Below are 11,312 nucleotides of genomic sequence, written 5' to 3'. Positions count from 1 at the left end.
TCAGCCCGTCCTTGCAGACGACGTCACCGAACTGCGGCGCGGGTCCGCGGCCCACGATGCCCGCCTGTCGGACGGGGACGGCGACGCCCGGGTCCAGACGGATCACGGAGTAGTCGAGGATCTCGTTGCGGGTGGCGATGGTGCCGATCACGCCGGCGCCCGGGTCGTCCCGGAGGATCACCGGGGCGTCGATCCGCTCACTGCAATGGGCGGCGGTGAACGCGACCGGCGCTCCGGAGTCGTCGTACCCGGCGGCGGTGACGGTGCATCCGGCCACTCCCCCGACCAGAACAGGGGTCGCGCCCCCGACGGGCACGGCGGCCTGGGCAGCTGCGGGCGCCATCAACGTGGCGGCACCGGCCATCATGGCCGTCGCGGCGAGCTTCGCCACACGGGTGAGCCTCATGAATGTGTCCTTCCCACCCCGGGCGGACTGCCCGGGTATACGCCCTCGACAGCGTAGCGGCGATCAGCCGCCGGTGCACCACGCGCGGGCCGGCCGGAGCCCCACCACCCGTGCGGCGCTGGCCCCGTCACGGCGGATCCGGTCCGATCCCCCGGTCAGCGCCCTTCAACGATGATGCGGGTGGAGGGCCGCTCGTCGGGGTCTCCGCCGATCTGTGCCCAGATCCCCGCGACGACGGGCTCGAGGAACAGCTCGCCCACCTGACCCATGAGCGTGCGGACCACCTGGACCTTGTCCGAGGCCCGCGTCGAGGCGTGGCCTCCGCGCCGCAGGCTGTCGACCTCCCTGGTGGTGAGTTCGACGATCGACTCGAGCAGCGGGGCACCCCGGCCGTCGGGTTCGAGGAGGGCCCGGTTGATGTACTTCACCAACATCGGTTTGCGCTCGAGCATCTCCCGCACCGCGGCGTCGCGGGCCGCCACGACCTCCGCTGCTGATCCGGAATGCTCGACCGTCGCCAGGGCGGCGACCACCTGCTCCACCACGAGCTCGTCGACAGCGCGGCGCAACCCCTCCTTGGTGCCGAAGTGGTGCTGGATCAACCCGATGGTGACCCCCACCCGGGCGGCGACCCGCCGCATCGAGACGCGGTCCTCGCCGTGATCGGAGTAGAGCTCCAGCGCCGCGTAGCGGATTCGCGCGCGGGCGGTGAGGTCACCGTCAGCAGAGCGCGGGACACCGTCCCCCGACCCGGGTTCCGTTGCGCTCATTCGCCCCACCTCATCTCGCCGCGACGTGCGACGCCCGAGGGCGCCGCCGGAAGGTCGACCATACACATGCATGTCAGACAATGCAGTTGTATGGTGGGGATCGTCATGGCCGTCGACCGGCCCCGTCCCATCGCTGGAGTCCCCCGTGCTAGAGACCGCCCCGTTCCGATCCCCGTGGATGACCGACGATCTGGATGCACTGCGCGCCCACACGCGTGCGTTCCTGGAGAAGGAGACCGTGCCGCACCTCGAGCGCTGGGCCGAGCAGGGCGCCGTCGACCGTGAGTTCTGGAACAAGGCCGGCGACGCGGGCCTGCTGTGCATTTCGATCCCCGAGGAGTACGGCGGGGGCGGCGGCACGTTCGCCCACGAGGCCGTGATCGCCGAGGAGCAGACCCGCGCCCTCGACGACGGCTGGGGCAATTCGGTTCACAGCACGATCGTGGCCCACTACATCGTCCAGTACGGCACCGAGGAGCAGAAGCAGCGGTGGTTGCCGAAGCTCGCGACCGGCGAGATGGTCGGTGCCATCGCGATGACCGAGCCGGGCGCCGGGTCGGATCTGCAGGCGCTGCGCACCTCGGCGGTGCGCGACGGTGACGACTTCGTGGTCAACGGTGCCAAGACCTTCATCTCCAACGGCATGCACTGCGACCTGCTCGTCATCGTCACCCGCACGGGTGGCGAGGGCGCGCAGGGCCTGTCCCTGCTGGTCGCGGAGACCAGCGACCTGCCCGGCTTCGACCGGGGCCGCAAGCTCGACAAGATCGGCCTGAAGTACCAGGACACGATGGAGTTGTTCTTCGACGACATGCGGGTGCCCGCCGGGAACATCCTGGGCGGCGAGGAGGGCGTGGGCCAGGGGTTCATCCAGCTCATGCAGCAGCTCCCGCAGGAGCGCCTCATCATCGCGGTGACCGCGGTCGCGGCGGCCGAGACCGCCGTGGGGCTGGCGACGGATTACGCCAAGGAGCGCGAGGCGTTCGGCAAGCCCATCCTCAAGTTCCAGAACCTGCGTTTCGAGCTGGCCGAGTGCAAGACCGAGGCGCTCGCCTCGCGCACCCTGCTGGATCACTGCATCGGCCTGCATCTCAAGGGTGAACTGGACCCGTCGACGGCGTCGATGGCCAAGTACTACTGCACCGACAAGCAGTGCGAGATCATCGACCGTTGCCTGCAGGTTTTCGGTGGCTACGGCTTCATGACGGAGTACCCGATCGCCCGCATGTACGCCTCGGCCCGCGTGCAGAAGATCTACGGTGGCACCAACGAGATCATGAAGGAGCTCATCTCGCGGACCCTCTAGAGGTCGTCGGCGACAACTAGAGCTCGGCGACGATCGCCCGGACGGCGTCACGGCCCGCCCGGTTGGCCCCCACGGTCGACTGGGACGGGCCGTAGCCGATGAGGAACAGCCTCGGCTCGTCGAGGGCCCGGCCCTCCGCCACCCGGATGCCCCCCTCGGGGGTGCGCAGGCCCAGGGGCGCGAGGTGGGCGACCGCGGGTCGGAACCCGGTCGCCCAGAGGATGACGTCCGCGCGTTCGAGTCGCCCGTCGGGCATCCGCACCCCGTCGGGTTCGATGCGGGTGAACATGGGGTGGCGGATCAGGACACCGCGCTCGTCGGCGCGCTCGATCCACGGGGCGCGGTACATGCCGGTGACGCGGATGATGCTCTGCGGGGGAAGTCCCTGCGCGGTGCGCTCCGCGACCCGGTCGATCGCCGCGGAGAAGTTCTCTGGGGCGGGGTCCGTCTCCCACTCGATCTCCCGCCTGGTCACCCAGAGGGTGTCGGCGACGCGCGAGATCTCCTCGAGCAGCTGGGTGGCGGAGATGCCGGCGCCGACGATCACGACGCGTTGCCCCGCGAACTCCTCGGCGGCGACGTAGTCGTGGACGTGGAGCTGTCGGCCGCGGAACGTCTCCTGGCCGGGGTAGTACGGCCAGAACGGTCGGGTCCAGGTGCCGGTGGCGTTGATGACGTAGCGCGCCGCCCAGGCCTCAGGGCGGGTGTCACCGCTCGGATCGGTGACGACGACGAGGTGGTCGGACTCCGGCCCGTCCCGCCCGGGCGTGGGTCTGCGGACCGAGCGCACGCGGACCGGCCGCCGGACGTCGAGCTCGAATCGATCTTCGTAGTCGGCGAAGTAGGGCGGCAGGACGTCCCGACTCGGGGCGGTGCGGTCGACATCGGGGACGGGTCGGCCCGGCAGTTCGAAGATGCCGTTGACCGTGCTCATGGTGAGGGATTCCCAGCGGTGCCGCCAGGCCCCGCCGGGGGCGTCCTCGGCGTCGAGCATGACGAAGGTCCGGTCCCCCGCCTCGGCACGGCCGACCGGCGCGAACCCCCGCCGCCTGAGGTGGTAGCCGGCCGACAGTCCGGCCTGGCCGGCGCCGATCACCACCACGTCGACCGGACGGGTGGGGCTCTCCTGATCGGGCGTCACGCCATCATGGTGGGCCATACGGCTCCGGCGAGGACGGGCGGGCGCGGGATCGTCGCAGGCGCCGGGGTCAGGACCCGTCTGGCAACGAGGCGAAGTCCGGCGTGCGCCCTTCGGCGAATGCCGCCAGCGCCTCCGCGTTCGCCGGTCCACCCATGAGGTCGGCGAAGGCCCGGTTCTCCCGTCCGCGGGCGTCTGCGATCTGGCGTGTCAGTGGTTCGGTCATCGTCCGCTTGACCGCCCGCAGACTCGAGATCGGGAGCCGCGCCAACCGTGCGGCGTGCTCGCCGGCGACCTGCTGGAGTTCAGCGGGGGCGCACAGCCGCCAGACCAGTCCCATCTCGTGGGCCTCGCGGGCCGTGATCCACTCCGAGGACAGCAGGGCCCACGCGGCGTTCTGCCGACCCATCAATCTCGGCAGTAAATAGCTGGACGCCGCCTCGGGCGCCACTCCCAGGCGGGTGAACGGGCACTTGAGCCGGGCGTCGTCGGCCATGAACACCAGGTCGGCGAACCCGATGATCGTCATGCCGATACCCAGTCCGAGCCCGTTGATCGCCAGGACGAGCGGCTTGTCGAACCCGGTGAGCGCGTCCACGAGACCCAGGAATCCGTGCTCGCCGGGGACGAAATCGGGGTTGGTGATCCGCTCACCCATCTCCAGCAGGTCGGTGCCCGCGCTGAACGCCCGGCCCTCACCGGTGAGCAGGACCACCGCGACCGTGGGGTCCGCCGCGGCGGCGTGCAACGCCTCGGTGACCGCGTCGTACAGCGCCTCGTTGAAGGCGTTGAGGGCATCGGTGCGCGCCAGTGTCAGGGTGCGGACCCGGTCCGCATCGCACACTGACAGGCCCGTCGTCCTCTCGTCTCGCGCCATGGTCAGCTCTGCTCCAGGTAGACGGACTTGAGCTCGGTGTACTGGGCCAACCCCTCGGGGCCGAACTCGCGCCCCACCCCGGAGGCCTTGAAGCCGCCGAACGGGGCGGAGAAATCCATCGTGTAGGTGTTCACGCCGTACGTGCCGGTCCGGACCCGTCGCGCGACGCCCAGCCCCGCCTCTCGGTCGGCGGTCCACACGGTGCCCGCCAGTCCGTACTCGGAGTCGTTGGCGATCCGGACGGCGTCGTCGACGTCGTCGTAGGCGATCACGGAGATGACGGGGCCGAAGATCTCCTCCTGCGCGATGCGCATCGAGTTGTCGACGCCACCGAAGACCGTGGGTCGTACGTACCAGCCGGTGTCCAGGCCGTCGGGGCGGTCGGAGCCCCCGGCGAGCAGCGTCGCACCCTCCTGCTGCCCGATCTCGATGTAGGAGTTCACCCGCTCCTGCTGGCGACGGGCGACCATCGGCCCGATCTCCGTGGCCGGGTCGAGCGGGTCCCCCACCATCATCGACCCGATGCCGTCGGCCAGCGCCTGTGCCACCTCGTCGTGGCGGTCGCGACTCACCAGCACCCTGGTCTGTGCCACGCACGCCTGGCCGGAGTTCATCACGCCCACGAACTTGAGCCCCTCGACCACGGTCGTCAGGTCCGCGTCGTCGAGCACGATCGCCGCGGACTTGCCGCCCAGCTCGAGGGAGCAGCGCTTGAGCTGCTCGCCGCAGATCGCGCCGATTCTCCGGCCCGCCGCGGTGGATCCGGTGAACGCCACCTTGTCGATCGCGGGGTGCCGCACCAGGTGCTCGCCCACCTCGCGGCCGCCGGCGACGATGCTCACGACGCCCTCGGGCACGCCCGCCTCGATGAGCAGTTCGCCCAGCAGGTAGGTGTCCAGCGGCGTCTCCGGCGCCGGCTTGATCACGATCGTGCATCCCGTCAGCAGCGCCGGGATCAGCTTCGACAGGACCGTGAACTGGGGGACGTTCCACGGCGGGATCGCCGCGACCACGCCCACGGGCTCGTGTCGCACCAGCACCTCCCCGCCGAGGACGCCGGGGCGGGTCTCCTCCCACGGGAATTCACGCGCGATGGTGAGGAAGGCCTCGATCTGCATCCACGGGGCGGGCGCCTGGGCGAGCTTGCTGAACGAGATCGGGGAACCCATCTCCGTGGAGATGACGGTCGCCATGTCGTCGAGCCGCGCCGCGTACAGGGCGGACAGCCTGGCGACGACCTCGATCCGCTCGTCGGGGCTCATGCGGGGCCACGGGCCGTGGTCGAAGGCCTCGCGCGCGGCGGCCACCGCGGCGTCCATGTCCGCCACCGAGCCCTCGGGCACGCGGGCGACGACCTCCTCGGTGTGCGGGCTGATTACCTCGATCACGTCATCGGTGGCGGGGGAACGCCACTGGGTGCCGATCAGTAGGGCATCGCGGTCGAGTGAAGTGGTCATGGGGCTCTCCTGCCGTCACGGGCGTCGTCGTGGCCGCATCGGACATGCGAACAGACACCTGTCCACCATACGAGGACCGGCCCGCTGCGTGGGGCGGAACATACGGACAGGCGCGACGATCGCTCCGGAGGCAGCTACGTTGTCCGCACTCCCGACCACGGCGCCGGCATACCCGAGCGAGACAACTCCAGAAATGACCTCAGGCCCGGCTCCCTCTCGGGAACCGGGCCTGGTGCGTGGTAGCGGGGACAGGATTTGAACCTGCGACCTCTGGGTTATGAGCCCAGCGAGCTACCGAGCTGCTCCACCCCGCGTCGTTTGCGTCTATGACACTACGTGCCATTCACCGGACATTGCAAATCGGTGGACGCTCGACGACTAGAAGATGACGTAACTCACACCCCCGCACCCATCGCCGCAGGTCAACTCAGTTCCCCAGGCCCTGATAGGCGTCGACGGCGGCCTGCAGGTCCTCGAGCGCCTGCCCCAGATCGGAGAGGTCTCCCCCGCTCTGGGCCGAGCGGACCGCGTTCAGCGCCGAGTTGAGCTCGCGCACGGCGGCTGCCCGCTCGGAGTCGTCAGCGCCTCCCCCGGTGGCCGGCGACGACGGTCGCGGGGCGGCGCCCTCGGCGGGCCGGGCGGCGCCTTCCTCTGCCTCGGCCTCCGCCTCCCCGCTCTCGTCGATCCGCACGACGTCCGGGTCTGCCTCGATCCCGACCTGTCGCAGCGCCTCGTACAGCGTGGGCGCGTAACCCACCGCCCGGTCGTACGAGACCATCACGCGCAGAAGCCTCGGGAAGGCGGAGTCCTGGTCCTTGCGCTGGGTGTAGATCGGCTCCACGTAGAGCACCGAGTCGTCCGCCAACGGCAGCGCCAGGAGGTTGCCCTCCGTGATCTCGGCGGTCTCACCCCACAGTCGCCGGTCCTCGGCGATCGCCGGCGAGGCGATCATGATGTCCTGCGCCTGGTTGGGCCCCTGCGCCAGCGGCTCTGTCGGCCTCTGGACCCGCACCGTGATCTGCCCATAGGTCTCGGGGTCCGAGCTCGCCGACATGTGCGCGGCGAGGAACTCACGCTCATAGCCGCGGAACGCCGAGATGAGCTGGAACGACGGCTCGTCGGACTCCGGGTCGGTCGGATCGGAGGCCACCACGTAGTACGGCGGCTGGGCCGGCCCGTCACGGTCGACGGTCTGGGCACCGGCGGGACCACCGGCGGGGCTGCCGGCCGGACCACCGGCGGGTCCGCCCACGGGCGGACCCTGCGGGTTCTGGATCGACGAGGTCACCGTGGGATCGGACGGCACCGACCAGAAGGCGTCATTGGTGAAGAACTGACCCGGGTCGTCGACCTGGTACTTCGCCAGCAGCTCACGCTGCACCTTGAACAGGTCCTCCGGGTAGCGCAGGTGCTCCTCCAACTCCTCGGAGATCGCCTCGCGTGGCTGGACGATGTCCGGCAGTGCCTTCATCCACGTCTGCAGCACGGGGTCCGACTCGTCGAACGCGTACAGGTCGACGGTACCGTCGTACGCGTCGACGGTCGCCTTGACCGAGTTGCGGATGTAGGAGACCTCCTCGTCCGGCAGGACCCGGCCGTTCGCGTCGTTGAGCGAGTCCGAGGTCATGGCCTCCAGCGAGCTGAGCTCGGCGTACGGGTAGGTCTTGAGCGTCGTGTACCCGTCGACGATCCACTTGATACGGCCGTCGATCACCGCCGGATAGGTGTTGGTGTCCGTGGTCAGCCACGGGGCCACCTTCTGCACCCGGTCCCGCGGGTCGCGGTCGTAGATGATCTTCGAGTCGTCCCCGAGGATGCTGGACAACAGGATGTTGCGCTCGGCGAACTTGAGCGAGTAGGCGATCCGGTTGACCCAGCCACCGACGGGGACACCGCCCTCGCCGGTGTAGGTGTACTGCTCGGTGTCGGTGTCGTACTCACGGGGCCCGTCGCCGTTGTCCCCCACAATGGCGTAGTCGGGGTCCGCCTGCGCGATGAGCGGACCGAAGTAGGTCCGCGGCTGGGTCACCGGGATCATCATCTCCTGACCACTGGAGATCGCCTCGAGGTCGGAGACCTGGAAATTCGGCAGGCCGCCGCGGTCCGAGCCGGCGTCGTCGGCGATCTCATTGACCCGGTTGGCCGGTGCGGCCACGAACCCGTTGCCGTGCGTGTACACCGTGTGGCGGTTGATCCAGTCCCGCTGGTTGGCCTGCAGGGACTCGGGGTTGAGCTCACGCGCGGCCACGAGGAAGTCCCGCATCTCGCCGTCGATCGTGTAGCGGTCGATGCCCAGCGTCTCGGGGAAACCGTAGAAGTTGCGCAACTGGTGTAGCTGGGTGAACGTCGGCGCCAGGACGTTCGGGTCGAGCACGCGGACGTTGGACAGTGTCGTGAGATCCGAGGCCGCGTCGCGGGGGTTCGGATCGGCCGCCCCCCAGTTGTCGATGTAGGTGACCCGCTCCTCACCGATGTCGTACGCGGCGCGTGTCGCGTCGATGTTCCGCGCGATGTACTCCCGTTCCTTCTCGGCACGGTTGGGCTTCACCGAGAACTGCTCGACGGCCAGCGGCCACGCCGACCCCACCACGAGCGCGGAGAACAGCAACAGGACGGTGGCCAGCGCGGGGATCCGCAGATCCCTGATCACGATGGCGGAGAAGAACGCGGCCGCGCACACCAGCGCCACCGAGAACATGAAGATCTTCGCCGGCATCAGGGCGTTGACGTCGGTGTAGCTGGCGCCGGTGAACGTGCTGTTCTCGCTGAACAACAGCTCGTAGCGATCCAGCCAGTACGCGGCGGCCTTGGCCAGCACGAACAGCCCGGCGAGCGTCACCAGCTGGATCCGGGCGGCGCGGGTGAGGGCGCCCTCGCGGGCGCCGGGACGCAGTCCGCCGAAGAGGTAGTGGGTGAACAGGTTGGCCAGGAAGGCCAGCACGACGGCCACCATGAGCCAGGTGACGATCGCGCGCCACATCGGGAGCTCGAAGGCGTAGAAGGAGATGTCCAGACCGAACTGGGGGTCGGTCTCACCGAACGGCGTCGAGTTGAAGAACGCCAGCACGGTCTGCCACCCGGTCTGTGCGACCGACCCGGCCAGGATCGCCAGGACGACCGGGATCCAGAGCACGGTCCTGCCGGGCGAGGCCCCCATGGCCGCCCGGTAGCGGGACAGCGCGTCCGGCATGCCAACCTGCGCCAGGAACACCGGGCGATACCGGTAGGCCAGCAGAATGCCGGCGCCCACCGCCAGGCCGACCAGGAGGGCGACCGCCACGAAAAGACCGAGCCGCGCCAGCAACTCGGTCCGGAACACGCTGGTGGCATCGACACTGCCGAACCACAGCCAGTCCGTGTACGCGGTGTTCAGTCTGGGCAGGACCTGGATGAGGAGGATGAGGACGACGACGGCGACGGCGACGGCCCGACCGCGACGAGAGATCGCGATCGGCCGACCGGGGGAATTGCCGGGTGGGCGGACGGACACCTGGAAAGCTCCTGCACTGCTGGGGCGGACATGCTCGTGACCCCCACCTTACGGAAAAGCCGTGCCTCAGCCGCAGGTCGGTGGCTGGCCCCCGGAGGCCGCCGTCTCCAGCGCCTCCAGCGCGCCCTCCAACGTCTCCACCTCGATCAGCCGGACGCCCTCCGGCGGGCCCTGCACAGCCTCCGCACAGTTGGCCGCGGGGACCAGGAACTCGCTCACCCCCGCGTCGTGGGCCGCCCGGATCTTGTGCCGGATACCGCCGATGGGCCCCACCGTCCCGTCGGGACGGATGGTGCCCGACCCCGCCACCCGCGTCCCCCCGGTCGCCTCACCCGGCGACAGCTTGTCGACGATCGCGACGGCCAGCACCAGGCCCGCCGAGGGGCCGCCCACCGCGGGGTCCACCGTGATGTCGACGTCGGTGCCGTCCGCCGGGGTGTCGCCGACCAGGATGCCCAGTCGGCCCTGTTCGGGATCGCCGTCCGGTCCGGCGGACTGCAACGTCGCCGTCGTCGTCTCCTCACGCCCGTCACGGGTGAACCCGATGCGGACCTCGTCACCCGCGCGGCGCTCACCGACCCGCTCCACCACGGCCGTGGCGTCGTCGACGGATTCCCCGTCGATGGAGGTCAACACGTCGCCCGGGCGCAGGCGCCCGGCGGCGGCACCGTCCGGCTCCACCCCCTCGACGCGCGGCTGCATGGGGATCCCCAGGAACCGGTAGGCGGCGGCCTCGGCGGAGTTCTCCGAACCGACCATCTCCGCGGCGTTGGACTCGCGCACCTCGTCGCGTGACCGGTCCGGCGGGAACACCTGGTCGCGCGGTACCACCACCTGCGCCGGATCCACCCAGAACCGCATCGCGTCGAGCAGCGTCAGCCGGTCGCGGACCGCCACCGTCGTCATGAACAGGGACCCGGCGGTCTCGTCCGCCTCCCTGCCCGCCACGTCGACCACCGGAACCCGCTCCGTGTCGCCGTCCTCCGTCTCCACTTCGGCCGTGCCGAAGGTGTCGTAGGTGGGTCCGGGCCCCATCGACACCAGGGGGACGGTGGCCGACGTCGCCAGGACGAGCAGCAGCACCGCCGGTACCAGCGCGGCGAGAACGGTGAACAGGCGACGACTCACGGGGCAAGGGTAGACCGCACCCGCTGCCGGCCGCGTCGCGGCCGGACCCCCCACCCCCTGCACGCTGTACCGTTGTGGCATGAACCAGCCCTTCGGTTTCTCCGCTTCCGACGACGACGGGCGCGACGACGACCGCGACCGCGGCCAGGGCGGTCCCGGCGGTCCCGGCGGTCCCGGCGGCTTCGACCCCTCGCAGTTCGGCAACTTCGGCCAGATGCTCTCCCAGTTCGGACAGATGCTCGGCTCCATGGGGTCGGCCATGTCCGGCCCGGGGAGCTCGGGGCCCGTCAACTACCAACTGGCGCGGACGGTCGCCCTCCAGTCCCTCGGTCGCACGCCCGTGATCACCGACGCCTCGCGCACCGCCGCGCAGGAATCGGTCCGCCTGGCGGAACTGTGGCTCGACGAGACCACCCAGTTCCCCTCCGGAGTGCACCGCACCGAAGTGTGGACGCCCCAGCAGTGGGTCGAGCACTCCCTGCCCACCTGGGAGAAGATCTGCACGCCCGTCGCCGAACAGATGAACTCGGCCACCAAGGGCGCCATGCCCGAGGAGGCCCGCCAACTCGCCGGCCCGCTGCTCGGCATGCTCGACCAGATGGGCGGCATGGGCTTCGGCATGCAGCTCGGGCAGGGGCTGGGCAAGCTCGCGCCGGCCGTGCTCTTCTCCTCCGAGGTCGGGATCCCGTTCGGCGACGACGGGGTGGCCGCGCTCAGCCCGGCCGCGATCGACGAGTTCG

Annotated in this window: 8 protein-coding genes, 1 tRNA gene and 1 pseudogene; 2 read left to right on the top strand and 8 right to left on the bottom strand. The window is 70.1% G+C overall.

The window, feature by feature from the left end; all coding sequences use genetic code 11:
- Together G6023_RS07495 and G6023_RS07490 are read right to left on the bottom strand one after the other, a co-directional pair.
- Positions 1 to 406 (bottom strand): annotated as a pseudogene (locus G6023_RS07495) (S1 family peptidase); the annotation flags it as partial.
- Positions 407 to 561: 155 nt separating this feature from the next.
- Positions 562 to 1,176 carry a TetR/AcrR family transcriptional regulator gene (locus G6023_RS07490; protein WP_182634786.1) on the bottom strand — a complete coding sequence of 205 codons (615 nt, stop codon included), beginning with the start codon at positions 1,174 to 1,176 and terminating at the stop codon, positions 562 to 564.
- A gap of 178 nt (positions 1,177 to 1,354) precedes the next feature.
- Between G6023_RS07490 and G6023_RS07485 the strand changes: the two genes are divergently transcribed.
- Positions 1,355 to 2,482: an acyl-CoA dehydrogenase family protein gene (locus tag G6023_RS07485; RefSeq protein ID WP_187700037.1), complete on the top strand. Its 1,128-nt coding sequence runs from the start codon at positions 1,355 to 1,357 to the stop codon at positions 2,480 to 2,482.
- Between the two features lie 16 nt (positions 2,483 to 2,498).
- On the opposite strand, the gene G6023_RS07480 is transcribed toward G6023_RS07485, so the two are convergent.
- From G6023_RS07480 to G6023_RS07455, 6 genes are all read right to left on the bottom strand, one after another.
- A complete protein-coding gene (locus G6023_RS07480) occupies positions 2,499 to 3,641 on the bottom strand; it encodes an FAD-dependent oxidoreductase (RefSeq protein WP_182634782.1) in 1,143 nt (380 codons plus the stop codon).
- Positions 3,642 to 3,690: 49 nt separating this feature from the next.
- Complete coding sequence (locus G6023_RS07475) at positions 3,691 to 4,497, bottom strand: enoyl-CoA hydratase/isomerase family protein (protein ID WP_182634780.1); 807 nt, start codon at positions 4,495 to 4,497, stop codon at positions 3,691 to 3,693.
- Positions 4,498 to 4,499: 2 nt separating this feature from the next.
- Positions 4,500 to 5,954 (bottom strand): aldehyde dehydrogenase, encoded by a 1,455-nt coding sequence (locus G6023_RS07470; RefSeq protein WP_182634778.1) that lies wholly within the window; start codon positions 5,952 to 5,954, stop codon positions 4,500 to 4,502.
- Positions 5,955 to 6,191: 237 nt separating this feature from the next.
- Positions 6,192 to 6,268 (bottom strand) — tRNA-Met (locus tag G6023_RS07465).
- A 113-nt stretch (positions 6,269 to 6,381) separates the two neighbouring features.
- Positions 6,382 to 9,444, bottom strand: coding sequence for a UPF0182 family protein (locus G6023_RS07460; RefSeq protein ID WP_182634776.1), 3,063 nt, complete (start codon positions 9,442 to 9,444; stop codon positions 6,382 to 6,384).
- Positions 9,445 to 9,510: 66 nt separating this feature from the next.
- Positions 9,511 to 10,572, bottom strand: a complete 1,062-nt coding sequence (locus G6023_RS07455) for a YlbL family protein (protein WP_082923688.1) — start codon at positions 10,570 to 10,572, stop codon at positions 9,511 to 9,513.
- Positions 10,573 to 10,651: 79 nt separating this feature from the next.
- Here G6023_RS07455 and G6023_RS07450 point away from each other — a divergent pair.
- Positions 10,652 to 11,312: zinc-dependent metalloprotease (locus tag G6023_RS07450; RefSeq protein WP_182634774.1), on the top strand; the 661-nt coding region annotated here is incomplete at its 3' end.

The organism is Dietzia sp. DQ11-71 (assembly GCF_014144995.1).
In the GTDB taxonomy this organism is placed as follows: Bacteria; Actinomycetota; Actinomycetes; order Mycobacteriales; family Mycobacteriaceae; genus Dietzia; species Dietzia kunjamensis.
This window is presented reverse-complemented; position numbering and strand designations above follow the sequence as displayed.